Origin of the sequence: Kitasatospora sp. NPDC101183, from assembly GCF_044767945.1 — a bacterium.
Lineage (GTDB): Bacteria > Actinomycetota > Actinomycetes > Streptomycetales > Streptomycetaceae > Kitasatospora.
The window spans coordinates 215,834-241,960 of the sequence record NZ_JBIWOW010000011.1; the positions used below are offsets into that span (position 1 = coordinate 215,834).

The following is a 26,127-nucleotide window of genomic DNA, read 5'->3' on the forward strand; positions in this document are numbered from 1 at the left end:
TCGGCGGGTCGTAGCGCATACTGATGTCTCCTCACACTGTGGGCCGGTCACCGGTTGGTGACCGGGTCGTTCGGTGTTGCGGAGCCCGCTCCGACCGTTCGAGCTGTCCAGGTCCGGCGGTCGGAGCGGGGGTCTGTGGGGGACGCGGGAGACTGCCGGCTAGGCCTTGTCCGAGCCCGTCCCGCCCTTGGACTTGTCCTTGTACTTTTGGACCAGATCGTCCTGCTTGATCGCCTGCTTGACGCGGTCGTCGGTGGCCTTCCGGTCCGTCTTGTTCTTGGTGGTCTTCTTGGTGCTCCTGCCCATGACCATGGGGCGACTCCCGTCCTAGAAGTGGTGGCGGGTCTGTCCGTCCGCGACGGGGGAGGTGCGGACGGACAGACCCCCCGTGCCGCCGGTTCGGGGGCACGGGGTGTAGCCCCGTCTCGGCTGTGCTGTGACGACGTACTAGGTGGAGCCGAGACGGGAGTTCGTGGGGTCGAAGCGGGGGCGGGGCGGCCGTCCTTGGCGGTTCTTCTCGTACTGGTTCTCGATCGACACGGGACCCACGCACCGGTACTGCTTGCGAATCTCCTGCCCGCCCTCGCCCGTGCGGCTGATCACGATTTCCGTGCGGTTGATCAGGCCGCTCACCGGGTCGGCAGTTCTGGTGCGCCGCAGCACCGTCCACCGCCGACCGCCGGCGTCGGCGAACTGCCGTCCCCGTTCCGGGAGTTCGAGCCTCTCGACGCAGCCCGTGGGGCGCTGCGGGCACTGGCAGGCAGTGGATTCGTCGGCATTCGGGGTCCGATCGTCCGTGAACGTGCGCAGGTCTGCACCGGGCGATCTGCGGGGCAAGGGAACCTCACCCGGGGCCTCGTCGGCCGGCGCACTGATTACGTCCACCGGGGCCACCTGTGGTTCTTCTCGCGCACCTGGGCCAGGAGAGCGGCCCGCCGCTCGCGCTGTTCCGGCGTCAGGGGAACCCCGGCGTGCTCCTCCGGACTGAGAACCGGGGGAAGCACGCGGCCGGGGTGCACCGGGATTTCGCGGGCGTCCCGACGCTCAAAGAGACCGACCAGAAGGTCTTCCGGGAGCGGAAGGTCCTCAGGTTCGTCCTCGCCGTACGGCACCGGTCCGCCGAAGAACGCCATCCAGGACGAGGGCAGCGCGGCACCTTGATGACCGTCAGGAGGGGTCACGATGGCTGTCCTCCCAGTCCAGCGGGGCGAGCTTGAAAGCCTCGTCCAGCGGGTGCGGGAAGGTCTGAGCCTGCTCCCAGTCCTCGCGGCACTTCGCCCTCAGGGCCGCGCTCGCGGGCTTGCTCGGAGGACGTTTCGACGTCCTCCGGCGGGCCTGGACGTCGGACCCGAGGTCCGGACTCGATCCCGCAGACATACGTGCTTCAGCCATCATCGCTCCCTCACGGTCAGGGCCCGCTTCGTCACACGACGTTACGGGCCCTCTACGGAGCGAAGGGGCAGAGTTTCTGCCCCCTGTTTCAGGCTGCCATCCCGATAGCCTCCGCGAGCCGACGCCCTGCGGGTTGGTGGGTGGTCACACCCTTCATGAGGTCGCGGATCAGGCTCCGAGCCTCTTCGTTCCATCGGGCGGTCTCGGGTGCCACCTCTACGGCCGTGGTGAGCAGCTCCGACGTCTTGCCGTGCTCCCCCTTCATGGAGTGCGCCCTCGCAACCTCGATGAGGTGCCTACCACGCCTGGGAATCGCGATCACGTCAGCCTCCGGCAGTCGCCGCGCCCAACGCAGCGCGGTGCCCACCTGCCGGAGTTCCACGGCCACGGTGACCGAATGCATGGCAGCAGCCTGACGAGAGCCGGAGGTGGACGGACGCCAGTACCCGACCGGGAGGGCGTTCGACACGGCGGATGCCCTGTCGATCCACCTCCACGCGTCTCCCCCTTCTCCGGCGACAGCGTGGGTGATCGCGGCGTGGTAAGCCATATCGGCCCATGCGCAGGCCAGGGCAGCGCTTTCAGTCCGCACCGGATCGAGAAGCCGGAGGGTGTCCTCGGTCAGGGTCTGTGCGCTCTCCCACTGGCCGCTCTTTCTGAATGCCTCCACCAAGAACCAGCACGCCTGACTGATCGCGCCCGGATCACCCGATGCTCGCGCCGTAGCGAGCGCCCTCTCCGCCACCCGCCAGACCAGGTGGCCGTCCCCCTGAAACGCGGCGTACATCTGGGTGAGGTTCAGCGCGGAGGCGTACATGATCTCGGCTCGCCGCCGATCTCCGCACTCGGAGTGCGACGCCGCAACGGACGCTGCCGAGACGAGCGGAGGCAGCAACTCAGCCAGCGCGGTGCGGTGGTCGCCCCTGCTCATCCGAGTGCGCCAAGCGCTGTCCAGCTGCACCGCGATGTGCTCCAGTCGCGGAGCCGGTCCGCCAGCCGGCCCGAGCGGGGCACCGTCCACGGCTCGGCGGACGGCTGCCAGCGACTCATGCTCTATCCAGGAGTACAGCGTTCGGGGCATGCTGACGTCGCCGGTCAGGAGCGACAGGTCTTCGATCCCGAGGCGCTCCGCGATCCGCATCAGCATCGGAAGCCTGGGCGGCAGCAATGTGCCGTTCTCAATCTGCTTCAGCCAGGACGCAGATCGGCCGAGCAGCGCCGCCAGCGTCTCCCTGGACTTGCCGGCACGTTCCCGGTAGTACCGGATCCGACGGCCCACAGGCAGGGCAGGGTCAAGAGCCATGACGCCAGCCTAGAGCCGCCTTCCGCGCTCAGTCACGACAAGCTGGGCACAAACTTCCGACGGCCCGTACCGGCCGCCCGCACAGCCCGTCCTGCCCCTGGCACTCGTGCGCCGACCGGCTGCCCGGGACAGGTACTTCGAGCCGGTGTTCCGGGGCGACCCGGCCACCCGCGAGTTCATCGCCTTCCGCCTCTCCGGCGGGCGCGTCCTCGCGGGCATGAACGTCAACGCCTGGGACGTGGTCGACCCGATCCGCCAACTCGTCCTCTCTCAGCGGGTGGTGGACCCGGCCCGCCTGGCCGACCCGTCCGTCCCGCTCGGCGACCTCTAACGCGATACTGGAACCCGAGACGGGAGGCGCGGTGGGCGGTATCGCAGTCATGGTGTTCGGTTTGCTCGGCGGCGCGGTCGCCTACCTCGCCGGAGTCGTCGGCCTGCGCGACCTGCGGCGCCTCCGCCGGGTCGGCCTGCCCGCCCAGGCCCTGGTGCGGGCCCGCGTCCCGGGCCCGCAGGACGGCGCGCCCCGCCCCCTGCTCCAGTTCGAGACGGCGGACGGCCGCGTCGTCGAGGTCTTCTCCCCCGTCCCCTCCACCCCCCGCCACCCCCTCCCCGACGGCGGCCACGTCCCCGTCCACTACGACCCGGCCGACCCCCGCCTGGTCGTGGTCGACGGCCGCGAGCGCTTCCGCCTGGAGTACGCCTTCGTCGCCCTCGGCCTCCTGATGGCCCTCGCCTCGATCACCGTCGGCGCCGTAGCGCTCTGACTCCCCCGCCCTGCCGGGCTGCCTCACGAGCAGTTGCAGCATCGGCCGCTGGCGCTCCTTTCCCCGCCCAGGCAATTCGGCGGGGATGGCTTCGACGGACGGCGAATCAGGAGAACCAGCGGTCCGCACATCGGGGTTCGTTCGTTTCTCACTCATGATCCCGACTCCTTGAGATCAACCCATTACTTGCGTGAAGACCCGCTGGCTCTGCCGGCCCGGCCTTCCGTCAAAAAACGCGATGCTGACGCGCAGTGCCCGGGCCCGCCCGACGCTTCGGGCGGGCCCGGCTTCCGACCCTCAGCGCCCCGCACGCTCGGCCCGGAGGCGACGCCGCTTCGCGCGCTGGCGGCGAGGAACCGGCCGCCGCGAGAAGTGAACAGGCGTCGGATCTCGTTGCAGGTCAGCGGGACGAGTTCGGACGGTGAGACACTGACGGTCCGTTCGGTGGCGGCAGGGTCTACGCCGTGGCCGGCGACCGCCGGCTGATCCTTGGCCATCCGCACAACCCGATGATCACGCAGCGCGCATCCGCACTCCGGCAGGCGGGCAAGGTCGCGACCGCCTGGCGGGCACCGGAGAGCGTCTGGGAACCTGCGCGAGGCCGTCCTTGGAGCTTTCTGATTCTGCCCCGGCTTTCTTCCTCGGGGCGGGTGCGAGGATGCGGGTATGTACTGGTACCTGACTGTTCGCTCGGACTCTCGCTATGGCAAGAGCGTGTCGACCTGTGTGCTGGTGACGTACCTGGACTCGGTGCCCGGCCTTCGGAGAACCGACTCGTCTTCCTACCGGGCCGCAGACGATCTCGACTGGCTCACTGTGACCATCGCCGCGTGCAACAGCACCGGGAACTACGTTGCCCACACGGACCGGGTGCCGGAGCGAGTCACCACGGTAGAGCTGATCTGCTCGGCCGATGGCAGCCCGGCCTACGACACCGCACTGGCACTGGCAGCAGAAATCGCCGCCCTGCTCGGCTGGGAGGTAGCCGACTCCGAGAGCGACGAGGTCCTGTACACCGGGCCGGCCACACCCGTTCCGGCAAGGTGCGCCGTCGAATGTCCGGCGTGTGCGACACCGGAGGGCCATCAGAGCAGCCTCACACGATCCGGACGCACCCGCAGGTGAACCCGCGAGCGCGTTCCGCGATGCCCTCCCGGAGCGCGCTTCCCGGATCTTGCCCCCACCTGGTCGAGAAGGAGGTCGATGGCCGCCTTTGCCTCCGTCACGGGCGCGCCGGCTGCCTTCCGCCAGGTGCAGGACACAACGATTCGATCCAGGACGCGAAGTCCGCGGACTCGACTTCGAAGTCTTCAGGACCCAGATCGCCCAGGTCCGAGGAGAATACGGCGGAGCCCGGACGGTCGGCACGCACGAGAAACCCGCGGCCACCACTGTCGTCGCCGATGAGGATGAAACCCGGTGCGTACTGCTCGACTTCGTAGCTGGCGTTGCGTTCGCCGATGCATCCGGCCGAGTACACGGTCACACCGGCATCAGTCATCAGGCCGTCCGTCACCTTCCACAGCGCCACCAGCGGAGCTGGAAGGCCCAGCGCAATCTCGGCCCGGGCTCGCGCCACATCAGCCGACGTGGCCGCCGTCGACCCGGAAACCGACTCCGTCATGTCGACGTCACCCCTCCACCCTGCCGGACTCACAGCCCCGGGGACCCGAAGCAGCCTCGGCCACCACAACAAAGCGTGGAACGGACACTGCCACCAGGGTCCGGCTACCGCAAGGCCGTGAACTCGGCCCAGCGGTAGCGCCCGGAGGTGGCGTGCCAGTGGACGTACCCCTGGAGGTACCGCAGCAGGTGCGGACGCTGCCGCACGTCGGCGTGCTCCAGGATGCGGTGGTAGGCGGCCTCGGCCCGGGCGAAGGTCGCCGCGTAGGCGTCCAGCAGGGTCGTGCCCTGCTGGACGGCCTTGCGGTAGATGCTGTTGGAGGTGAACTCACCCCTCAGCACCTCCTTGTAGCAGGACATCAGGTCGTTGACGAGGTTCAGGTAGTCCACCCAGGCGCTCAGCGTGGCGCCCCAGAGCGGGAGGTTGCGCTCGAAGTCGAGGCAGTCGTACGCCACGGCCGCCACCGTGGCGTAGAACTCGCAGAAGCCCGAGCGCCCGCGCACGTACTCGGTGTCGATGCCGTCGCGGACGTCGGGGGTGAAGCCGGATTCCAGGATCACCCCGATGAAGGACTGGTAGTAGAACTCCTTGTGCAGGCTGAGGAGTTCGGGCGAGCAGAACCGGGCCAGCTCGTTGAAGGAGTGCTCGGTGTAGACGGACGGCGGGTGCATGACGCTGTCGAGGACGGCCCGGCCGTGGCGGAGTTGGACGACACCCCGCAGCATCGCGGCGCCCAGCGCCCGGTACGCGTCGCCCCCGCTCCGGCCGCAGGCGTCGTCGACGATCAGTGGGACGAGGCAGTCGCGGGTGAGGGCGAGGCCCAGCTCCGGGTCTTCGACCGGGATCATCAACTGGCGGTAGTCGGCCATGACTTCGAGGTACGCCTGGTCGTGCTCGATCCCGAAGGCGGCGAGTTCCGCGGTGAGGAACGCGGCCTCGGCCCGGACCCGCTCGGGGTCGGCGAAGGGGGCGTAGCCGTCCGCCAGTGCCTCCAGCCGCTGCGGGAACCCGGCCCGGACGACCGCGCGCAGGAAGTCGGAGAGGTCGGCGTCCCGGACCGAGGGGTGGAGCCGGGCGGCCGAAGTGCCCAGCCCTGTGGGCCCGGTGGCGCTGAAGGTCGATCGCATGGGCGCCAGCGTAGCCAGCGCGGGAGCTGATCGTTCGTCAACAATCCTCCGTGTGGCCTTTCTCGTTCGGGTGGGTTCAGCGCCCCCGGCCCGCCGGTGAACCGCGCCGGGCCCGCCCTTCCCGACGAAGGGCGGGCCCGCGCCGTCACATCGTCGCGGCGGTGGTGGCGGCGGTCGCGGCCGTCATGGCGGCGATGGCCGTGAGCGCCGCCTGGGTGGTGCGGACGGCCTGCTGGACGGACTCACCCGCCCCGTCGCCCTCGGCGATCTCGGCGAAGCGCGGCTCGACCTGCTTGCGCGGCACGTCCGGGAACGCCGACCAGTACAGCTTGCCGGCGTGCAGCAGCGCGATCAGGGCGCTGGTCCGCGCGTCCGGCTCGGCACCGTGCAGGACGACGGCGGCCAGGCGCTCGCGCAGGGCGCGCTCCACGCTGCCGTCCGCCTCCGGGTAGCGGCGGACGGGGAAGATGCCGAGCGCCCGGTGGCGTTCCTCGACGACCAGGCCGCGCTCGACCAGCCGCTTCAGGGTGTCGGTGGTCGCGGTGGCGCGGTCCGTGAGGAGCCAGTCGGAGGCCTTGGCGGTGCGCCGGCCCTCGGCCCAGGTGGCGAGCCGGTCGAGGCGGCCGTCGAGCAGCGGCTCACCGGTGGGCTCCCGTCCGGTGACGGTCAGCTCGCCGGCCTCCACGGCCACCCGCCCGGCCAGGGCCAGTTCGGCCAGCAGCGCGCCCGGGATCGCGCAGGCCGCCCCGGCGCGCTCCTTCGCGACCCCGGTCCCGTCGTCCAGCGTGAGGAGCAGGACCTCCTCGGCGAGCGTGACGTGCCCGTTCATCTACCGTTCCCCTCCGTCGTTCGCCCGGCCGCCGCCGAGCGCCTCGGCGAGGCGCCTGGCCCGGGTGTCGTCCTCCAGCAGCGCGCGGACCGGCTCCCCGGGGCCGGTGATCGAAAGGTACGCCTCGACCGAGCGCGGGTCGGAGGGCAGGGCCACCTCCCCGTCCGCGATCGCGGCGCGGGCCCGGTCGTAGCCGAGGCCGAGGGCCGCCAGCCGGGCGTCCCCGGGGGCGTCGAGGATGCCCTCGGGCCCGATCTCGCGCGCCGCGAGCAGCGCCAGCAGGACGTGCTCCGTCCCGGGGGTGCGGCGGCCGAGCCGCGCGGCCTGGTCGTCGGCCTCCCTGCGCAGCCGGTCGCCCGGGCGCAGCAGGCGCTTCCAGCGTGGCGTCAATCCCGTCCCCTCCCCTGCCAGCGGATTTTCCCGAACCATACTCCGTCTTTGCCTGTTCTTTGCCATGGTCGGGGCGTCAAGATCCCGTCAGGATCGGGCAGAGGAACGCCCCGCGCCGTCGCCCGGCGCGGCCCCGGGGCCGTGCGGGGAGGACCGAGCGCCCCCGGTCGCGTACGATGTGCGCCGCATTCGAACGAACCGACGGGCAGGCCACACACCATGCGTCAGGCGGCGGCCGCACTCGCGGCACAGGGCAGGAAGTTCTCGGAGCTGAGCGGCGTCGAACGGGCGCAGGCCGGGTTGTTCCTGCTCGTGGTGATCGCCCTCGGCCTGGCACTGGTGACGGACTTCCGGGGACTGGCCACCCGGTTCCGGACGATGGGCGCGCAGAGCAGCAGCGAGCACTGGAACACGGTGGTCGCACCGGTGCTGATCACGGTGCTCGGCTGGGTGTTCCTGGTGGCCGGCGCGCTGGCCGGGGTGGCTTTCGCCGGGCAGGCGCTCGGCGGCTGACGACTCACGGCTGATGACTCACAACTGATGACTCACGGCCTGCGGCACACGGCTGACGGGGCGCGCGGGCCGGTTCGTCCGAACCTCCGGGCCCGCGCGCCCCGCCGCCGTACCTGTGTTCCACCGGTCGCCGAGGGCCCGGATACCGGCCGGGCCCCGGTTTCGGCCTGGCCCGCCCGCCGGGGGCGGACCGTCTCAGGGGGGTGAACTACCGCTCGACAGGGGCGAGTTCGCCCTCCGCCGGGAGCGGCAGGTGCCAGCGGGTGCGGCGGTGGAGCGCCTCCAGGTCGTGGAGCAGCTCGGGCACGGGCACCGTGAGCACGGGGCAGTCGGCCCGGCGGGCGCAGTACGCGGCGACGGAGCGACGGAGCCTGCGGCGCAGCAGCCCGCCGCTCTGGCCGAGGACGAGCAGGTCCCCCGGCCGGTCGGCGAGGTGGACCAGCGCCGGCCCGCTCTCGCCCCGCACCACGACGGGCTGCAGCGGCACGCCCGGGTCCGTCCCGCCGAAGGCCGCGTCCAGCGCCTCGTGCAGCCGGCGCTCGGCGTCCTCGCGGACGGCGGCGAGCAGCGGCGGGCAGGGCGAGCGGCGGTAGCCGTGCTCGCCGCCGGGCGGCTCCCAGGCGAGGACGGCCCACAGTTCGGCGCCGCGCCGCCGGGCCTCGGCGACGCCCCGGTGGAGGGCGGCCAGGCTGCCGAGTGAGCCGCTGACCCCGACCACCACCCTGGGTGCCGGGCCGCCGTCGTGCCGCTCGCTGCCGTGCATGGTCCGTCCTCGCGTGGTTCCGTGGGTGTCCGTGCTCCAGCCAAGCGCCCCGCGGCCCGCCTCCCGTCCCTCCTTGACGGCTTCCTGACGCTCCGGGGGCCGATTCGAACGAGGCCTTTACGCGGGGCGCCCCCTCCCGTGCTCACCCGTTCGGCCTAGTCAGCGCGCGAAGATCATCGCCGGATGGGTGGATGGAAGCGCCCACGGGTTTAGCGACACCCCAAGGGCCGTTCGACAGCGAACTCTTCCAGCCGGACCTTTCTAGGGAGTGCGGGCTTGTACTACAGCAGCGGCAACTACGAGGCGTTCGCCCGGCCGAGGAAGCCCGAGGGGGCCGAGCGCAAGCGGGCGTGGTTCGTGGGCGCGGGGCTCGCCTCACTGTCCGGAGCGGCGTTCCTGGTCCGCGACGGGCAGGTGCCCGGGGAGCGGATCACGATCCTGGAGCGGCTCAAGCTGGCGGGCGGCGCGCTGGACGGCATCAAGGAGCCGAAGAAGGGCTTCGTGATCCGGGGCGGCCGCGAGCTGGAGGACCACATGGAGTGCCTGTGGGACCTCTTCCGCTCCGTCCCCTCGCTGGAGATCGAGGGTGCCTCCGTCCTCGACGAGTTCTATTGGCTGAACAAAGATGACCCGAATTTTTCCCTCCAGCGCGTCACCGAGCGCCAGGGCGAGGACGCCCGTACGGACAACAGGTTCGCGCTCAACGACAAGGCGCAGAAGGACATCGTCCGCGTCTTCCTCGCCACCCGCGAGGAGGTGGAGGGCAAGCGGATCGACGAGGTCTTCTCCCGGGACTTCCTCGACAGCAACTTCTGGCTGTACTGGCGCACCATGTTCGCCTTCGAGGAGTGGCACGGCGCCCTGGAGATGAAGCTCTACCTCCACCGCTTCATCCACCACATCGGCGGCCTGCCGGACCTCTCGGCGCTCAAGTTCACCAGGTACAACCAGTACGAGTCGATGGTGCTCCCGCTGACGCGCTGGCTGATGGACCAGGGGGTGCGCTTCCGCTTCGAGGTAGAGGTCACGGACATCGACTTCGCCATCACCCCGGGCACCGCTGACGCCCCCGGCCGCAAGCAGGCCACCCGCCTGCACTGGCGCGAGGCCGGCGAGGAGGGCGGGGTCGACCTCGGCGAGGACGACCTGGTGTTCACCACCATCGGCTCCCTCACCGAGAACTCCGACAACGGCGACCAGCACACCCCGGCCCGCCTGGACGAGGGCCCCGCCCCCGCCTGGGACCTGTGGCGCCGGATCGCCGCCAAGGACCCGGCCTTCGGCCGTCCCGAGGTGTTCTGCGGCGACATCGCCCGGAGCAAGTGGGAGTCCGCGACCGTCACCACCCTGGACGCGCGCATCCCCCGCTACATCCAGAAGGTCGCCAAGCGCGACCCGTTCAGCGGCGGCGTGGTCACCGGCGGCATCGTCACCGCCCGCGACTCCTCCTGGCTGCTGAGCTGGACGGTCAACCGCCAGCCGCACTTCAAGGCGCAGCCCGCCGACCAGATCGTGGTCTGGGTGTACTCGCTGTTCGTCGACCGCCCGGGCGACTACGTGAAGAAGCCGATGCAGGAGTGCACCGGCGAGGAGATCACCCGCGAGTGGCTGTACCACCTGGGCGTGCCGGTCGGCGAGATCGACGAGCTGGCGGCCGAGGCGGCGCGCGCCGTGCCGGTGATGATGCCGTACGTCACGTCCTTCTTCCTCCCCCGGCATGCGGGTGACCGCCCGCAGGTGGTGCCCGAGGGCGCCGTCAACTTCGCCTTCATCGGCCAGTTCGCGGAGACCACCCGGGACTGCATCTTCACCACCGAGTACTCGGTGCGCACCGGCATGGAGGCCGCCTACCAGCTGCTGGGCGTCGAGCGCGGGGTGCCGGAGGTGTTCAACTCCACCTATGACGTACGGAAGTTGCTCGCCGCCACGACGCGGCTGCGCGACGGCGCCGAACTCGACCTGCCGGGGCCGGAGTTCCTGCGCAAGCGGCTGCTGCGCCGGGTCGACGCGACCGAGATCGGGGAGCTGCTGCAGGAGTACGGGCTGATCGAGGACGAGAGGAAGTAGCGCGGCGTCCGGAGCCGGCCCCGGGGCGGTCGCCCCGGGGCCGACGCATGCCCGCCCTTGCATATAGCCAGCGCGTGCAAATATTGTCGAAGCTCGTAAGAAGCATCGACAATCGTACGGAGGGCGGCAACCATGCCCCTCGCGCTCCTCGCCCTGGCCATCGGGGCCTTCGGCATCGGCACGACGGAGTTCGTGATCATGGGCCTGCTGCCCGAGATCGCCGACGACTACGGGGTGTCCATCCCCTCCGCCGGGCTGCTGGTCACCGGCTACGCGATCGGCGTCGTCCTCGGCGCCCCGCTGATGACGGCGCTCGGCACCCGGATCGGCCGCAAGCAGATGCTCATGCTGCTCATGGGCCTGTTCATCGTCGGCAACCTGCTCTCCGCCGCCGCCCCCAGCATTGGCGTCATGCTCGCCGGGCGGGTCGTGGCCTCCCTGGCCCACGGCGCGTTCTTCGGCATCGGCTCGGTGGTCGCCGCCGGGCTCGTCGCCCCGGGCCGGCAGGCCGGGGCGATCGCCACCATGTTCACCGGGCTCACCGTCGCCAACGTCGTCGGCGTGCCCCTGGGCACCTTCATCGGCCAGAACGTCGGCTGGCGCGCCACCTTCGTCGCCGTCGCCGCGCTCGGCGTGGCCGGACTGGTCGGCGTCGCCGCCCTCGTCCCCGCCCTGCCCCGCACCGAGGGCGCCCACCTGCGCCGGGAGCTGACCGCCTTCCGAAACCCGCAGGTGCTGCTCGCGATGGCGATGACCGTCCTCGGCTTCGGCGGCGTCTTCGCCGCGATCACCTACATCGCCCCGATGATGACCCGCGTGGCCGGGTACTCGGACGGCGCGGTGACCTGGCTGCTCGTCCTGTTCGGCGTCGGCATGGTCCTCGGCAACCTCCTCGGCGGCCGGTACGCCGACCGCAGGCTGATGCCGATGCTCTACACCTCGCTCGGCGGACTCGCCGTCGTCCTCGCCCTGTTCACCTTCACCGCCCACTCCAAGCCCCTCGCGGCCGTCAGCATCCTGCTCGTCGGCGCCCTCGGCTTCGCCACCGTCCCCCCGCTCCAGAAGCGCGTCCTCGACCAGGCCCACGGCGCCCCCACCCTCGCCTCCGCCGTCAACATCGGCGCCTTCAACCTCGGCAACGCCCTCGCCGCCTGGCTCGGCGGCCAGGCCATCTCCGCCGGCCTGGGCTACACCGCCCCCAACTGGGTCGGCGCCCTCCTCGCGGCCTCGGCCCTCGCCCTGGCCCTCTGCTCCGCCACCCTCGAACGCCACGCCCCGGCCACGACCCCCGCCACGCCCCCGGCCGCCGCTGCCTGCTGACACCCCCGTGGCCCCCTCAGCCGGGCGCCGTGGCCGCGGCTGAGGGGAGGTCGAGGCGGAGGGCCGTCGGGGTGGACTCGAGGGTCGCGTCGAGCGCCTCCAGGAGGCCGCGGGCGATCGTCAGCTCCCCCCGGCCCGGGGCCGCGGCCGGGGTGTCGATGCGGAGGTGGATGCGGCCGTCGGCCGTGGTCGCCGTCAGGACCACCGGCCGGCCCGCCGCCGCGAGGACGTCCGCGAGGGCGCGCTCCAGCAGCCGGGGGTCGGTGAGCACCGGCGGGAGCCCGGGCGGCAGGGCGAGCCGCACGCCCGCACAGTCCCCGGCCAGGGCGGCGGTGAGCAGCGGCCCCAGCGGGGCGGGCCGCAGCAGGACCGGCACCTCCCCCGCCCGCAGCCGCCCCAGTTCGAGCAGCCCCGCGTGCAGCCGCTCCACCTCCCGCGCGCCCGCCTCGACGCGTTCGCGCGGCCCCGCGGGCAGGTCCGCCGCCTCGCGGCGCAGCGCGGCGAGCGGGGCGCGCAGCTCCGGCCCCGCGGCCGCGAGCAGCGCGGTCTGCGCCGCGTCGCCGCGCGCGAGCGTCTCCGCGGCGGAGGCCCGGGCGGCGAGCCGCTCGCGGTCGCGGGCGAGCCGCAGCTGGTTGAGGTAGGGGCCCAGCAGCCGCGTGTCCTCCTCCCCGAGGGCGGGCCCGCGCAGGGCGAGGACGGCATCGGCCCCGAGGTCGACGGCGAGGACGGCCTCCTCGGGCCGCTGCGGCGCGTCGGCCCCGGAGGAGGCGGCGGTGCGCCACTGCTGCCCGGCCCGTACGAGGACGGCCGCGCCGTCCAGCCCGAACACCTGCCGCAGGTCGGCGACCAGGTCGGGCAGGGCCCGGGCGCCGGGCTGCGCGGTCTCCCCGGCGAGCCGGGCGAGGACGGCGGCCTCGGCGCGGGCCCGGTCGGCCTGCTGGGAGCGCCGGGCGAGGCCGTCGACGAGGTGGGCGACGGTTCCGGCGACGGCGAGGAAGACCAGCAGCGCCGCCAGGTCGACGCCCCGGTGGACGGCGAGGCTGTGCCAGGGCGTGGTGAAGAACCAGTCGGCGGCCACCGCCCCGGCCACCGTGGCCCCGGCGGCCGGGGCGAGCCCGCCCAGCCGGGCCGTGGCGGCGACGGCGAGCAGCAGGCAGAGCAGGGCGCCGGCGAGCCCGAGGGAGCCGCGCAGCGGGGAGAGCGCCCAGGCGAGGGCGGCGGCCCCGGCGGGGCCGAGCAGCCAGCCGAGCCGGCGGCGCAGCCTCGGTACGGCGGCCGGGCGGCGGCGCCGGGGTGCGGGCGGGACGGCGAGCAGGCCGGGTTCGGGCGGGGGCAGCACCCGGACGTCGATGGGCCCGGCGAGCCGGACGACGCGGTTGATGACGGAGCCGGTGAGCAGTTCGCGCAGCCGGGAGCGGGTCGTGGGGCCGAGCAGGATCTGGGTGGCGCTCTCGGCGTGGGCGAAGTCGACGAGGGCGCGGGCCGCGTCGGTGCCCCTGACCTCGACGTAGCTGCCGTGGAGTTCGTGGAGCAGGTCGCGCTGGGCGGCGAGCCCGGGCGGTTCGTGCACGGCGGTGCCGTCGTCGGGGCGGACGTGGACGCCGACGAGGTCCCCGTGGACGCGGGCGGCGGTGCGGGCGCCCCGGCGGATGAGGTGCTCGCCCTGCGGGGCGCCGTTGAGGGCGACGACGATGCGCTCCTTGGTCTCCCAGGGGGCGCGGATGCCGTGCCGGGCGCGGTAGTCGGCGAGTTCCTCCTCGACCCGGTCGGCGAGCCAGAGCAGGGCGAGTTCGCGCAGGGCACCGAGGTTGCCGGCGCGGAAGTAGTGGCCGAGCGCCGTCTCGGCCCGGTCGGGCGGGTAGACCTCGCCGCGGGCCATCCGGGCGCGCAGGGCCTGCGGGCTGAGGTCGACGAGTTCGATGCGGTCGGCGGCGCGCACCACCTCGTCGGGGATGCGTTCGCGCTGGGCGGCGCCGGTGATCTGCTCGACGACGTCGGTGAGGCTCTCCAGGTGCTGGACGTTGACGGTGGTGGCGACGTCGATCCCGGCGTCGAGGAGCTGCCGCACGTCCTGCCAGCGCTTGGGGTGCGGGCCGCCGGGGGCGTTGGTGTGGGCGAGTTCGTCGACGAGGACGAGCCGGGGGCGGCGGGCGAGCACGGCGTCCACGTCCAGCTCGGTGAGGACGACGCCCCGGTGGAGGACGGTGCGCCGGGGCAGGACGGGCAGGTCGCCGAGCTGGGCCTCGGTGCCCCGGCGGCCGTACGTCTCGACGAGGCCGACGAGCACGTCCAGGCCGTCCTCGTCGCGCAGCCGTCGGCCCTCGGCGAGCATGGCGTACGTCTTGCCGACCCCGGGGGCCGCCCCGAGGAACACCCGCAGCCGTCCGGTCACCGGCCTCGCCTCCTGGTCCATGGTCCGACGCGGCGCGGGCGGGCGCGAGCCGCAGTGGCACCATCTCAGAATGGTGCTACTGTCGATAGCATCATGTTGCTGAAGCTGGACATCGGAGACGCCCGGCCACTGCACGAACAGGTCGCGGGCGCCATCAGACGCGCCGTCGCCGAGGGCGAGTGCGCCCCCGGGGACAAACTGCCTCCCGCCCGCGAGCTGTCGCTGGCGCTGGGGGTCAACACCAACACCGTCCTGCGCGGGCTGCGCGCCCTGCGGGACGAGGGGGTGCTGGAGTTCCGCCGCGGCCGTGGCATCACGATCGCGACGGACGCCGGCGCGAAGGCGGAACTGGCGGAGCGCGTACGGCAGTTGATCGCCGACGCGGCCAGGGCCGGGTACAGCAGGAACGATCTCGTGGATCTCATCAGGGGGATGTCGTGACAACCGTGAAGGACGATGGACCGGCCACCGCGCACCCGCCGGTGCGCCGGGGAGCGCTCTGGGGCGCGGTGGCCTGGACGCTGGGCGTCGCGGCGCTGCTGGTCGTGATGCCGCTGGCCGCGCGCGGCCGGCTGCCGGAACAGATGGCCACCCACTGGAGCGGCAGCACCCCGGACGGGTCGATGTCGCGGACGGCGGCGGTGCTGTTCCCCACCGGCATCTGGCTGCTGCTGGCGCTGCTCGTCGCCACCCTCTTCCGCTTCCGGCCCGGCCAGTCCCGCGCCGTGTTCGCGGGGACGCTGGCCTCCGCCGGCGTCCTGCTGACGGGGGCGCAGGCGAGCGTCGTCCACGCCAACCTGGACCGCGCCCGCTGGCAGGACGCGGAGCCGATGAGCTGGGAGGTCGCCCTGATCATCCTGGCCGCCGGAGCGGCCGGCCTGCTGGCCTGGCTGGCCGCGCGGCAGCCCCTCGCCGCCCCGGCCGCCCTCCCGCCGGGCGCGCCGCTGCTCGAACTGCCGCCCGGCGAGCGGGCAGTGTGGCTGGCGCACACCGCCAACGCCCCGATGCAGGTGGTCTCCGCCCTCCTCGGGCTGGGCGCGCTCGCCGTCCTGCTGACCTCGGCGACCGGCCTGACGGACGGGTTCTGGCCGATCGCCGCCGTCCTGGCCCTGGTGGCGACGGCGCTGCTGTTCGGCTCCTCCGTCCAGGTCCGGGTGACGGCGCGGGGCCTGCACGTCGGCTTCGGCCCCTTCGGCCGGCCCGCCCGGCGCTTCGCGCTCGCCGACCTGGAGTCGGCCCGGGTCGAGGAGCGCACCATCCGCCAGTCCGGGGGCTACGGCTACCGGATCAACGACCGGGGCGCCACGGTGATGCTGCGCCGGGGCGAGTGCCTGGTGGTGCGCACCCGGCGCGGCACGGACTTCGCGGTGAGCGTGGACGACGCCGAGCGGGGCGCGGGCCTGCTCAACTCGCTGATCGCGGCGACGGCCGGGGCCACGACCACGGCGAAACATTAACCGCGTGGACGCCGGGAGTTGATCAGGAAACCGCCCGATCCGGTGGTGACTGTTCGACACTGTGCGGGTACACCTTGTGACAGCAGTCCGGCGCAGGGAGGCCGTCATGACCCGTCCACAGGAATCCTCCGAGTCCGTCCGTGAAACCACCACCGACACCACACCCGACACCACACCGGCCCAGACGCAGGACGAACGCACCGTCACGTTCCTGCGCCTGGGCGTCGGCCTGATCGGCATCCTGCTGCCGATCGTCCTGCCCCTCGGCAACTGGCTCTTCGCCGAACTGCGCGGGCAGAGCACGGCCGGCTTCTGGCCGCCCTCGATGAGCGGCTCGTACTACACCAGCACCCGCAACCTCTTCGTCGGCGGCCTGTGCGCACTCGGGGTCTTCCTGATCTGCTACCGCTTCGACCGCCGCGACGACCGCTGGAGCAGCGCCGCCGGGTTCTTCGCGCTCGGCGTCGCCCTCTGCCCGACGGCGCCGCGCCCGGCCACGGCGTTCCAGACCACGATCGGCGTGCTGCACCTGGTCTTCGCCGCGCTGCTGCTCCTCCTGCTGGCGATGTTCTGCCTGCACTCCTTCCGCAACCAGAGCACCGCCCAGCCCGCCTGGGTCGACCGCGCCTACCTGACGGCCGGGGTGGTGATCCTGGCGCTGCTGGCGCTCGCCGTCCTCGCCGGGGTGACGGGCTTCGGCAGGACGTGGCCGATCCGCCCGCTCTACCTGTGCGAGTGGTTCTGCACCTGGGCCTTCGGCGCCGCCTGGCTCGGCGCGGCCGTCGAACTCGCCTCCGCCACCGGCCGGTTCACCCGGCGGCCGCTGCTCCCCCGTCAGTCGGGGGCGTTGGGGTCGTAGGCCCTACCCCCGCTCGACAGGCCGCGCGTCCGGCGGGCTCCCGCCCGCCCGGACGTCCGCCACCGCGATCAGCAGCGCCACCAGCACCAGGCCCGCCGCCACGGTGACGCCGAGTTGGAAGGCGTGCGCCCAGTCGGGGTGGGGCCCGGCGGCGTGGGCGAAGAAGACGGAGCCGACGACGGCGATGCCGACCGCCGAGCCGACGCGCTGCGCGGTCTGGAGGACGCCGCCCGCGCTGCCCGCGCGGGCGAGGGGGACCTGCTGGAGGGTCAGGGTCTGGTTGGGGGCGATCACCAGGCCGCTGCCCGTGCCCGCGACCAGCAGCGGCAGCGCCGTCCACCAGCCGATCGAGGGCCCCGACCACAGCTGCACCGCCAGCGCGGAGGCCAGCAGCCCGAGCAGGACGAGCAGCAGGCCGAGGACGACGAGCCGGCGCCCCAGCCGGCCCACCAGCCGCCCGCCCACCGCCGCGGCCACGCCCGAGCCGACGGCGAACGGGGTGATCGCCAGGCCCGCCGTCAGCGCGGCGTAGTGCAGGCCCGCCTGGAGGTAGAGCGTGAAGATGAAGAAGATCGCGGTGAACCCGGCGAAGTACACCAGCGACAGCAGCACCCCCGCCGCGTACGAGCGCACCCCGAACAGCGCCATGCTCACCAGCGGCTCGCGCCGCCGCCCGTAGACCCGCTCCCACCCGACGAAGGCGGCCAGCAGCAGGGCCGCCAGCGGCAGCAGCAGCCAGCGCCGCGCGCCGTGCCACTGCTGCTCCTGGACGAACGGCAGCAGCAGCGCCACCGTCCCGGCGCCGAGCAGCAGCACGCCGACGGGGTCGAAGTCGCGGTGCCCGGCCCGCTCGGCGGAGGGCGGGGGCGCCGGCAGCAGCCGGCGGGCGACGGGCAGGGCGGCCAGGCCGATCGGCAGGTTGACCAGGAACACCCACCGCCAGCCGTCCCGCGTGCCGGCCAGGTGGATCAGCAGCCCGCCGAGCAGCGGGCCGACCGCCGTCGACAGCCCGATGGTGGCGCCCAGCGCGCCGAAGGCCCGTCCACGTTCGGCGCCCTGGAAGAGGGTCTGGATGAAGCCGGAGACCTGCGGCACCAGCACCCCGCCCGCCGCGCCCTGGAACAGCCGGGCCAGTACCAGCCACTCCTGGTTCTGCGCCGCCCCGGCCAGGGCGCTGGCGGCGGTGAACAGGGCGAGGCCGGTCAGGAAGACGGCGCGGCGGCTGCGCGCGTCGCCGAGGCGCCCGGCCGGGACGAGCACCAGGCCGAAGGCCAGCGCGTAGCCGCTGAGCACCCACTGGAGGCCGCTGTCGGACATGTGCAGGCCGGCGCGGACGGTCGGCAGGGCGACGTTGACGATGCTGACGTCCAGCAGGGTCATGAACCCGGCGACCAGGCAGACGGCGAGCGCCTCCCAGCGCCGGCGCCCGGCCCGCCCGGCCCGTCCGGTCACGGCCGTGGCACCGGGCGGCGGGTTCTCGGGGTGGGTGGTCATCGGAGCCTCTTCGTCCTCGGGCCCTGGTCGCGGCCATCGTCGCCCGGCCCGTACGGCCCCGCCACCCGGGCAGGGCCGCGCCCGGCTTCACCCGTACGGCCGAACCGGATCGCGACCGGCCCGCCCGCCCCGGAGGCTGAGCCCATGACAGTCGCCACCGAGCCCCAGCCGTCCGCCCCACCGGTCCTGGACGTACGGCAGCGCAACGTCGTCTTCGCCACGATCGTCCTCGGCATGCTGCTGGCCGCGCTGGACCAGACGATCGTCGGCACCGCGCTGCCCACCATCGTCTCGGACCTCGGCGGCGCGGCCCACATGTCCTGGGTCGTCACCGCCTACCTGCTCGCCGAGACCGTCGCCACCGTGCTCGCGGGCAAGTTCGGCGACCTGTACGGGCGCAAGCTGATCTTCCAGGTGTCGGCGATCGTCTTCATCACCGGCTCGTTCCTGTGCGGCCTGTCCACCAACATGACCCTGCTGATCGCCTGGCGGGCCGTGCAGGGCATCGGCGCGGGCGGCCTGATGGTCACCGCCATGGCGCTGATCGCCGATGTCATCCCGCTGCGCGACCGGGGCAAGTACCAGGGCGCGATCGGCGCGGTGTTCGGCCTGGCGACGGTCATCGGCCCGCTGCTGGGCGGGCTGTTCACCGACCACCTGTCCTGGCGCTGGGCGTTCTACGTCAACGTGCCGATCGCGATCGTGGTCGTCATCGCCGCCGCCCGGACGATCCCCTCCGTGCGGGCGGCCGTCCGCCCGGTGATCGACTACCTGGGCATCGCGCTCGTCTCCGTCGGCGCCAGCGCCCTGATCCTGGCGACGAGTTGGGGCGGCAACCAGTACGCCTGGGGCTCCGGGGTGATCATCGCCCTGTTCGCGGGCGGCGCCGTCGCCCTCGCCCTGTTCTGCGTGGTCGAGACCAGGGCCGCCCAACCGATGCTGCCCATGCGGCTGTTCCGCAACCCGGTGTTCGCGGTCTGCTCGGTGCTCAGCTTCATCGTCGGCTTCGCGATGCTCGGCGCGCTCACCTTCCTGCCGACCTTCCTGCAGTACGTGGACGGCGACTCGGCGACGGTCTCCGGGGTGCGGATGCTGCCGATGGTCATCGGCCTGCTGATCGCCTCCATCGCCAGCGGCAACATCGTCAGCAAGACCGGTCAGTACCGGATCTTCCCGATCGTCGGCACCGCCGTCATGGCCCTCGGCCTCTACCTGCTCTCCCGGCTGGAGCCCGGCACCGGCACGGCGCTCGCCTCGCTGTACATGTTCGTGCTGGGCGTCGGCATCGGGCTGAGCATGCAGGTGCTCACCATCGCCGTGCAGAACACCGTGGACTACGCGGACCTGGGCACCGCCACCTCCGGGGTGACGTTCTTCCGCACCATCGGCAGCTCCTTCGGCACGGCCGTGTTCGGCACCATCTACGCCAACAGCCTCAAGACCGAGCTCACCAAGGGCGTCGGCGCCTCCGCCCGCCTCACCGGCGCGGACCCGGCCGTCCTCACCCGCGCCGCCGAGAGCCCGCAGGGGCTGCACCACCTGCCGGCCGACCAGGCCGCGCCGATCGTCCAGGCGTACTCGGACGCGCTGCACACCGTGTACCTGTGGACGATCCCGGTGGCGGCGGTCGGGTTCGTGGTCGCGCTGTTCCTCAAGCAGGTGCAGCTGCGCGACACCGCCCGGGCCGGCTCCACCGACATGGGCGAGGGCTTCGCCCAGCCGACCACCAGCGACTCCGACCCGCACCTGGAGTACGCCGTCGGCAAGATCGTGCGCAACGTCGACCTCTCCACCGTCCGCTCGATCGTCGGCGGCGCCGGGGCGGGCGTCGACCTCGCGGGCGCCTGGGCGCTCATGGAGGTCGCCGGGCACACCAAGGCGGTCGGGCACGCCTCCCTCGACCTCATCGCCGGGCGCAAGCGCGTCCCGCCCGAGGTCCTGGAACCCGTCTTCGACCGGATGGCCGCCGAGGGCCACCTCACCCGCGACGGCGACCGCCTCGCCCTCACCGACGCCGGCACCCACGAGGTCCGCACCCTCGCCGGCGCCTGGTCCGACTGGCTCAACGCCCGCCTCGACGCCGACGCCGGCCGCCCCCGCAGCCCCCAACTCCGCACCGCCGCCACCGCCATCGCCTGGCGCCTCCTCACCGAGGACCTCGCCAACGGCCTCCCCACCCACACCCGCACCAAGGAGTCGGCCCGCCCCTGAGACGTCGGAAGCCGCCTCCCGGAGGAGGCGGCTTCCGACGCGTCGGGCTACAGACGGGTGGTGTCGAGGTCGACGTCGAAGGGCGCCGGGAGGTGGACGGGCGTGCCGAACGGGTACGGGCCGCTCTCGCTCGCGTAGCCGAGGCGGCTCGGCTCGCTGAACAGGCTGCAGGTGCGGTTCTGGCGGTCGACGAGCAGGTACAGCGGGGCGCCGTACTGGCCGTAGCGGCGGCGCTTGACCACGCGGTCGGTGTCGGCGTTGGACGGGGAGCTGACCTCGACGATCAGGAGCGTCTGGTCGGGCAGTAGCGCGCCTTCGGTCTTCGTGGCGAGCTCGGCGGGGACGACCGCGAGGTCCGGGATGTACCAGTTCTCACTGCCGGGCAGGTCGAGATTGCCCGAGCCGGACACCAGGTCGAGCTCGTTCATCCGGTCGGTGATCTGGCGGCGCACGATCTCGGCGGCGGACTCGTGCGCCCAGGAGGGCGACATGGGGGTGATGACTCCCTCGATGATCTCGGTGCGGTCGCCGGCGAAATGCCGGATCGCGTACTTCAACGCCCGCTCGGGGTCGCTGACGGTGCTGTAGTCGCCGGGGACCTGGGGTGCTGTACTCACGACGAGCCTCCTTCCTCCTTCCTGTGATTCTGCCCTGTCCCGTGCGGCCCTCCGGCCGATCGACCGGTGTTGGCGCGTCCTGGTCGCACGCGATCGAACCATGATCGATTCGGTCACACCCCCAGGGGCGGGTTGAGGCGGGCGAAGGCGGGTTGGCGGTGGTAGGGGAAGTGGGGGTAGGGGGCGGTGCGGGTGCTGGCGGTGTCGAGGCGGGTGAGCTGGTCGGGGGTGAGGGTCCAGCCGATGGCGCCGAGGTTCTGGCGGAGCTGGTGCTCGTTGCGGGCGCCGATGATGACGGAGGAGACGGTGGGCCGGGTCAGCAGCCAGTTGATGGCGATCTGGGGGACGGTGCGGCCGGTCTCGGCGGCGACCTCCTCGAGGGCGTCGACCACGCGGTAGAGCAGTTCGTCCTCGACGGGCGGCCCGTAGTCGGCGGTGTCGTGCAGGCGGCTGCCGGCGGGCAGGGGTTCGCCGCGGCGGAGGCGGCCGGTGAGGCGGCCCCAGCCGAGGGGGCTCCAGACGAGGGCGCCGACGCCCTCCTCCTGGGCGAGGGGCATCAGCTCCCACTCGTAGTCGCGGCCGACGAGGGAGTAGTAGACCTGGTGGGCGGCGTAGCGGGGTCGGCCGTGGCGGTCGGCGAGGGCGAGGGACTTCATCAGCTGCCAGCCGGAGAAGTTGGAGACGCCGGTGTAGCGGATCTTGCCCGCGCGGACGAGGTCCTCCAGGGTGGCCAGCACCTCCTCGATCGGGGTGGCGGCGTCGTAGGCGTGGAGCTGGAAGAGGTCGAGGTGGTCGGTGTCCAGGCGCCGCAGCGCGTCCTCGACCGTACGGATGAGGCGGGAGCGGGAGGTGCCCGCGTCCCACGGGCCGTCGCCGGTCGGGAGGCCGGCCTTGGTGGAGATGAGCACCTGGTCGCGGCGACCCCGGACGGCCTGTCCGAGGACTTCCTCGGAGGCGCCGTCGGAGTAGACGTCGGCGGTGTCGAAGAGGGTGACCCCGGCGTCGATGGCGATGTCGAGGAGGCGGCGGGCCTCCTGGACGTCGGTGGTGCCCCAGGCGCCGAAGAGCGGGCCGCGCCCGCCGAAGGTGCCGGTGCCGAGGCTGAGGACGGGGACCTGGAGGCCGGACGAGCCGAGCCGGCGGTGTTCCATGGCGGGGGTGGGCATGGCGGTTCTCCTCCCGAGAGTCCCTAATGGGACTCACGTTCCGTTAAGATGCCTTGAACCTAGCAGACTGCGCGCGGCTAATGGAACAGGAATCCCGTTAATGACAGAAGGCCTCGAAGAGCAGCCCGGCACCGTCCGCCCCGGCGGCCGTACCGCCCGCGTCCGCGCCGCCGTCCTGCGGGCCGCCGAGGACGCCCTCGTCGAGCGCGGCTTCGCCGGGCTCGACCTCGGCGACCTCGCCCAGCGCGCCGACGTCGGCCGCACCACCGTCTACCGCCGCTGGGGCAGCACCACCGCCCTCGTCGCGGACCTGCTCGCGGACATGGCCGAGCAGTCGCTCCCCCGCGCCCGCACCGGCTCGCTCTCCGGGGACCTGCGGGCCAACGCCCGGCTCGTGCGGCGCACCCTCGCGGACCCCCGGCAGGGGGCGCTGTTCCGGGCCGTCCTGCTCGCCGCCGACGGGGACGCGGGGACCGCCGAGGCGCTGCACCGGTTCTACCGGCGGCGGGTCGAGGAGTGGGCGCCCTGTGTCGTCGAGGCCGTGGAGCGCGGCGAACTCCCGCCGGACACCGACCCGTTCGAGGTGGTGCGGGCCGTCTCGGCGCCGCTGTACTACCGGATGCTCACCACCGCCGAGCCCCTGGACGAGGCCGACGCCGACCGCGCGGCCGACGCCGCCGAGGCCGCCGCCCGGGCAGGGGTGTTCCGCCGCGCACAGGCCGGTAACGCCGAACGGCCGTACGGCGCGAGCGCGCGCCGTACGGCCGTTCGGGGGAAGGCGGACCCGGTTCAGAAGAAGTCGTCGTCGTCGCTCTCGTAGTAGTTGTTGACGACCACCTCGGGCGCGTCGTCGCTGAGCGCCTCGTTGATCAGCATCCCGCCGACCAGGCCCGCCGCGCCCGCGCCGATCATGGCACCGGTGCCGAAGCGGCGCCCGCCGCCCTCGGCCGGCTGGCCGTGGCCCTGGGCCTGCGCCGGAAGGTGGGCGTGGGCCGGGGCCGGGGCCTGCGCCTGCGGCGGGGTGTAGAACGGCGGGACGGTGGTGTGCACCCGCTGGGCGCAGGCCGCGCAGGCCTCGATCTGGCGCGGCACGCCCCACTGCGGCTGCCACAGCACCGCCGTGGAGCCGATTCCGTGCGAGGGGTCGAAGAAGCACGTCACGGGGGAACTCCCTGTCACTGGCTGGGTCTTGGGAACAACGGGGGCGACCACGGGCACCGGCGCGGGGGCGGGCGCGGAGGGCTGGAGCACGTCCACCCCGTAGTCGGTGGCGATCCCGGCGAGCCCGGAGGCGTACCCCTGCCCGATCGCGCGGAACTTCCACTCCGCGCCGTTCCGGTACAGCTCGCCGAACACCATCGCCGTCTCGCTGCCCGCCTCGGCCGCCACGTCGTAGCGGACGAGCTCGGCACCCTCGCCGTCCTCGACGCAGAGGCGGATGAAGGCGCCGCGGACCTGGCCGAAGGTCTGCCGGCGGGGCGCCGCGTCGTAGATCGCCACCGCGAACACGATCTTCTCCACCCCTGCGGAGACCTCGGCGAGGCCGACCTCGATCCGCTCCTGGTCCCCGCCGACCGCGCCGGAGGCGCCCGCGTGGCGCACCGAGCCGTCCGGGCTGCGCAGGTTGTTGAAGAAGACGAAGTGCTGGTCCGAGAGCACCTTGCCGCCGGGCCCGCACAGCAGCGCGCTGGCGTCCAGGTCGTAGCCGGCGCCGGCCTGCCAGCCGAGGCCGACCCGGACGGTGCGCAGCCCGGGAGCCAGCTTGCTCAGCGAGACGTTGGCGCCCCTGGTCAGGGCCACACTCATGGGACTTCCTCCACACCCGTGCCGATGACGGCTCTCCGTCGTATCCCCGTTCGACGACGACAACGCTGTAGAGCACACGGCGGTTCCCGTCCGATCGATCACGGTCCTACGGGCGGGGTGAGGCACCCTGGCGGGGTGTCTCGATCCCCTTTATTGTCAGCGGACATGACACGCCTTCGCCGCGCCGCCGGGCTGGCCGCCGCCCTCACCGGCGCCCTCGCCGCCCTCCTCGCCCCGGCCGCCGCCCAGGCCGCCCCAGCCCCCGCCCCGGGCTCCGCCGACTGCCTGAGCCCGGCCGCCGCCGTACGGCCCGACCCCGAGCAGGCCCGCCTCCAGGACGGCCGCACGGCCGCGTTCACCGAGCGCTCCGGCCTGGCCGACCTGCCGCAGGGCTTCCCCGCCGCGCTCTGCGCCTCCAGGGACGCCCGCCGGGCCGAACGGGTCGTCACCACCTGGGGCCGGGCCCTGTGGCAGGCCGGCGTGGACCGCGCCCAGGGCCGCCGCCCGGCCGGTGAGCTGCCCGCCCTCGACGACCGCCCGCTGTACTGGACCAGGCTCGCCATGACCGTCCAACTCGCGCGCTGGCAGCCGGGATTCACCGTCGACCCGGCCGCGCTGCGCAGCCGCTTCGAGGACGCCTCGCGCGGCCTGGACGACGGCTTCGCCGACTCCCCCGGCCTGCGGCACGTGTTCGTCAGCGGCTTCGACCCGTACGGCCTGGACACCGAGCCCCGCCGCGCCAACCCCGCCGGCGCGGCCGTCCTGCAACTGCACGGGCAGCGCATCACCCTCGCCGACGGCAGCACCGCCGAGGTGCGCGCCGTCGTCCTGCCCGTGCGCTACGGGGACTTCGACCGCGGCATCGTCGAGCGCGCCTACGGCCGCCACCTGGAGCCCGGCCCGCAGGCCGCCGACCTGATCGCCAGCATCAGCCAGGGCTACCCCGACGTGTTCACCCTGGAGGCCTGGGCCGGCCGCGCCCGCTCCGCCGACCCGGCCACCGACAACGTGGCCGCGCACTCCGGCGGCACCCGGATGCACCCCGTGGACGCCCCGGGCCTGGCGGAGGGGCCGGAGTTCATCCGCACCAGCCTGCCGACCGACGCCATGACGGCCGTGCAGAAGCCGTTCCCGGTGTACCTCAACACCACCGTCACCGAGATCGCCGAGGGCGACGAGTACCCCGTCGACCGGGAGGACGGGCCGACGGAGGGCTCGCGCGCCGTCAACGGCGGCGGGGGCGGCTACCTCTCCAACGAGGTCGCCTACCGCTCCAACCGGCTGCGCCTCGACCTCGCCCCCGACCTGCCCGGCGGGCACCTGCACACGCCCGTGCTCACCGGCCTGCCGGCGGACCAGGGCCGCCTCACCGCGCCCGACTTCGAGCGCAACGAGGCGGCGATCGCGGCCGAGGTCCGGGCGATCCTGAGCAGCGCGCGGCTGGACGGCTAGACGGGGCTCTCGAAGCGGGTGCCGACGGCACGGGCGCGGGACGCGGCGATCTCGGCGTGGGCCGCGTCCCGGCCGGCCCAGTGGGAGCCCTCGACGGACTTGCCGCGCTCCAGGGCCTTGTACACCTGGAAGAAGTGGGCGATCTCCCGCAGGTCGAACTCCCTCAGGTCCCCGACGTCGCGCACGCCCGCGTAGCGCGGGTCGTGCACGGGGACGCAGAGCACCTTCTGGTCCGGGCCGCGCTCGTCGCGCATCACCCACATGCCCACCGCCCGGCAGGTGCGCACGCACCCGGGGACGGCCGGCTCGCCGCCGAGCACCAGGGCGTCCAGCGGCTCGCCGTCCCCGCCGAGGGTGCGCTCGACGTAGCCGTAGTCGGCGGGGTAGCGGGTGGCCGTGAACAGCGTGCGGTCGAGGCGGATGCGGCCCGCCGCGAAGTCCATCACGTACTTGTTCCGCGACCCCTGCGGGATCTCGATCATCACCTCGAACTCCACCGCGCGCTCCGGCTCGGACTCCAGCTCGGACTCCAGCTCCGACTCCACCTCGGACTCCACCTCTGCCTCCTCCCGGGCTCCCTG

The 26,127-nt window shown here is 73.2% G+C and carries 26 protein-coding genes; 12 read left to right on the forward strand and 14 right to left on the reverse strand.

Annotated features, from left to right (window positions below):
- Positions 1–159: 159 nt before the first annotated feature.
- From ACIRRS_RS17735 to ACIRRS_RS17745, 3 genes are all read right to left on the reverse strand, one after another.
- Positions 160–306, reverse strand: a complete 147-nt coding sequence (locus tag ACIRRS_RS17735) for a hypothetical protein (RefSeq protein WP_402971523.1) — start codon at positions 304–306, stop codon at positions 160–162.
- Between the two features lie 141 nt (positions 307–447).
- A complete protein-coding gene (locus ACIRRS_RS17740) occupies positions 448–885 on the reverse strand; it encodes a hypothetical protein (RefSeq protein WP_402971526.1) in 438 nt (145 codons plus the stop codon).
- Positions 886–1,480: 595 nt separating this feature from the next.
- Complete coding sequence (locus tag ACIRRS_RS17745; protein ID WP_402971529.1) at positions 1,481–2,695, reverse strand: multiprotein-bridging factor 1 family protein; 1,215 nt, start codon at positions 2,693–2,695, stop codon at positions 1,481–1,483.
- A gap of 106 nt (positions 2,696–2,801) precedes the next feature.
- Here ACIRRS_RS17745 and ACIRRS_RS17750 point away from each other — a divergent pair, with 106 nt between their 5' ends.
- From ACIRRS_RS17750 to ACIRRS_RS17760, 3 genes are all read left to right on the forward strand, one after another.
- The gene (locus tag ACIRRS_RS17750) at positions 2,802–3,026 is read left to right on the forward strand and encodes an oxidoreductase C-terminal domain-containing protein (protein ID WP_402971531.1); all 225 of its coding nucleotides are present in this window, start codon (positions 2,802–2,804) and stop codon (positions 3,024–3,026) included.
- 31 nt (positions 3,027–3,057) lie between these two features.
- Positions 3,058–3,459, forward strand: coding sequence for a DUF3592 domain-containing protein (locus ACIRRS_RS17755; protein WP_402971534.1), 402 nt, complete (start codon positions 3,058–3,060; stop codon positions 3,457–3,459).
- A 666-nt stretch (positions 3,460–4,125) separates the two neighbouring features.
- A complete protein-coding gene (locus ACIRRS_RS17760; protein ID WP_402971537.1) occupies positions 4,126–4,584 on the forward strand; it encodes a hypothetical protein in 459 nt (152 codons plus the stop codon).
- 97 nt (positions 4,585–4,681) lie between these two features.
- On the opposite strand, the gene ACIRRS_RS17765 is transcribed toward ACIRRS_RS17760, so the two are convergent.
- From ACIRRS_RS17765 to ACIRRS_RS17780, 4 genes are all read right to left on the reverse strand, one after another.
- Entirely contained in the window at positions 4,682–5,083 is a 402-nt protein-coding gene (locus tag ACIRRS_RS17765; protein ID WP_402971540.1) for an SMI1/KNR4 family protein, read from the reverse strand.
- A gap of 104 nt (positions 5,084–5,187) precedes the next feature.
- Positions 5,188–6,210, reverse strand: coding sequence for a hypothetical protein (locus ACIRRS_RS17770; RefSeq protein WP_402971543.1), 1,023 nt, complete (start codon positions 6,208–6,210; stop codon positions 5,188–5,190).
- 145 nt (positions 6,211–6,355) lie between these two features.
- Positions 6,356–7,039: a GPP34 family phosphoprotein gene (locus ACIRRS_RS17775; RefSeq protein ID WP_402971546.1), complete on the reverse strand. Its 684-nt coding sequence runs from the start codon at positions 7,037–7,039 to the stop codon at positions 6,356–6,358.
- Positions 7,040–7,429 (reverse strand): hypothetical protein, encoded by a 390-nt coding sequence (locus ACIRRS_RS17780; protein ID WP_402971549.1) that lies wholly within the window; start codon positions 7,427–7,429, stop codon positions 7,040–7,042. It abuts the gene before it with no gap.
- Between the two features lie 219 nt (positions 7,430–7,648).
- Between ACIRRS_RS17780 and ACIRRS_RS17785 the strand changes: the two genes are divergently transcribed.
- On the forward strand, positions 7,649–7,942 hold the full coding sequence (locus ACIRRS_RS17785) for a hypothetical protein (RefSeq protein WP_402971551.1): 294 nt from the start codon (positions 7,649–7,651) through the stop codon (positions 7,940–7,942).
- Positions 7,943–8,150: 208 nt separating this feature from the next.
- Here the strand turns inward: ACIRRS_RS17785 and ACIRRS_RS17790 are convergent, their stop codons facing one another.
- On the reverse strand, positions 8,151–8,705 hold the full coding sequence (locus ACIRRS_RS17790; RefSeq protein ID WP_402971553.1) for a universal stress protein: 555 nt from the start codon (positions 8,703–8,705) through the stop codon (positions 8,151–8,153).
- Between the two features lie 276 nt (positions 8,706–8,981).
- Between ACIRRS_RS17790 and ACIRRS_RS17795 the strand changes: the two genes are divergently transcribed.
- The gene (locus ACIRRS_RS17795) at positions 8,982–10,772 is read left to right on the forward strand and encodes an oleate hydratase (RefSeq protein ID WP_402971556.1); all 1,791 of its coding nucleotides are present in this window, start codon (positions 8,982–8,984) and stop codon (positions 10,770–10,772) included.
- Between the two features lie 132 nt (positions 10,773–10,904).
- Entirely contained in the window at positions 10,905–12,092 is a 1,188-nt protein-coding gene (locus ACIRRS_RS17800) for an MFS transporter (RefSeq protein ID WP_402971559.1), read from the forward strand.
- A gap of 16 nt (positions 12,093–12,108) precedes the next feature.
- Here the strand turns inward: ACIRRS_RS17800 and ACIRRS_RS17805 are convergent, their stop codons facing one another.
- Complete coding sequence (locus ACIRRS_RS17805; RefSeq protein WP_402971562.1) at positions 12,109–14,484, reverse strand: DUF4118 domain-containing protein; 2,376 nt, start codon at positions 14,482–14,484, stop codon at positions 12,109–12,111.
- Between the two features lie 93 nt (positions 14,485–14,577).
- On the opposite strand from ACIRRS_RS17805, the gene ACIRRS_RS17810 reads away from it, so the two are divergent.
- From ACIRRS_RS17810 to ACIRRS_RS17820, 3 genes are all read left to right on the forward strand, one after another.
- Positions 14,578–14,925, forward strand: a complete 348-nt coding sequence (locus ACIRRS_RS17810; protein WP_402971565.1) for a GntR family transcriptional regulator — start codon at positions 14,578–14,580, stop codon at positions 14,923–14,925.
- Positions 14,922–15,941 carry a DUF1648 domain-containing protein gene (locus ACIRRS_RS17815; RefSeq protein ID WP_402971568.1) on the forward strand — a complete coding sequence of 340 codons (1,020 nt, stop codon included), beginning with the start codon at positions 14,922–14,924 and terminating at the stop codon, positions 15,939–15,941. Before ACIRRS_RS17810 ends, ACIRRS_RS17815 begins: the two co-directional genes overlap by 4 nt.
- Positions 15,942–16,047: 106 nt before the next feature.
- A complete protein-coding gene (locus tag ACIRRS_RS17820; RefSeq protein WP_402971571.1) occupies positions 16,048–16,800 on the forward strand; it encodes a hypothetical protein in 753 nt (250 codons plus the stop codon).
- A 3-nt stretch (positions 16,801–16,803) separates the two neighbouring features.
- Here the strand turns inward: ACIRRS_RS17820 and ACIRRS_RS17825 are convergent, their stop codons facing one another.
- Positions 16,804–18,294, reverse strand: coding sequence for an MFS transporter (locus ACIRRS_RS17825; protein ID WP_402971574.1), 1,491 nt, complete (start codon positions 18,292–18,294; stop codon positions 16,804–16,806).
- A gap of 144 nt (positions 18,295–18,438) precedes the next feature.
- Here ACIRRS_RS17825 and ACIRRS_RS17830 point away from each other — a divergent pair, with 144 nt between their 5' ends.
- The gene (locus tag ACIRRS_RS17830; protein WP_402971577.1) at positions 18,439–20,505 is read left to right on the forward strand and encodes an MDR family MFS transporter; all 2,067 of its coding nucleotides are present in this window, start codon (positions 18,439–18,441) and stop codon (positions 20,503–20,505) included.
- Positions 20,506–20,552: 47 nt separating this feature from the next.
- Here ACIRRS_RS17830 and ACIRRS_RS17835 read toward each other — a convergent pair whose 3' ends face one another.
- Both ACIRRS_RS17835 and ACIRRS_RS17840 read right to left on the reverse strand, forming a co-directional pair.
- Positions 20,553–21,122: a Uma2 family endonuclease gene (locus ACIRRS_RS17835; protein ID WP_402971580.1), complete on the reverse strand. Its 570-nt coding sequence runs from the start codon at positions 21,120–21,122 to the stop codon at positions 20,553–20,555.
- Between the two features lie 113 nt (positions 21,123–21,235).
- The gene (locus tag ACIRRS_RS17840) at positions 21,236–22,273 is read right to left on the reverse strand and encodes an aldo/keto reductase (RefSeq protein ID WP_402971650.1); all 1,038 of its coding nucleotides are present in this window, start codon (positions 22,271–22,273) and stop codon (positions 21,236–21,238) included.
- A gap of 115 nt (positions 22,274–22,388) precedes the next feature.
- Between ACIRRS_RS17840 and ACIRRS_RS17845 the strand changes: the two genes are divergently transcribed.
- Positions 22,389–23,108: a TetR/AcrR family transcriptional regulator gene (locus tag ACIRRS_RS17845; RefSeq protein ID WP_402971583.1), complete on the forward strand. Its 720-nt coding sequence runs from the start codon at positions 22,389–22,391 to the stop codon at positions 23,106–23,108.
- Here ACIRRS_RS17845 and ACIRRS_RS17850 read toward each other — a convergent pair.
- A complete protein-coding gene (locus tag ACIRRS_RS17850) occupies positions 23,078–24,094 on the reverse strand; it encodes a TerD family protein (protein WP_402971586.1) in 1,017 nt (338 codons plus the stop codon). The two genes, ACIRRS_RS17845 and ACIRRS_RS17850, sit on opposite strands and share 31 nt — an antisense overlap.
- A gap of 165 nt (positions 24,095–24,259) precedes the next feature.
- Here ACIRRS_RS17850 and ACIRRS_RS17855 point away from each other — a divergent pair, with 165 nt between their 5' ends.
- A complete protein-coding gene (locus ACIRRS_RS17855; protein WP_402971588.1) occupies positions 24,260–25,546 on the forward strand; it encodes a pyroglutamyl peptidase in 1,287 nt (428 codons plus the stop codon).
- Here the strand turns inward: ACIRRS_RS17855 and ACIRRS_RS17860 are convergent.
- Complete coding sequence (locus ACIRRS_RS17860) at positions 25,543–26,043, reverse strand: inorganic diphosphatase (RefSeq protein ID WP_402971652.1); 501 nt, start codon at positions 26,041–26,043, stop codon at positions 25,543–25,545. The genes ACIRRS_RS17855 and ACIRRS_RS17860 overlap by 4 nt on opposite strands.
- Positions 26,044–26,127: the final 84 nt, after the last annotated feature.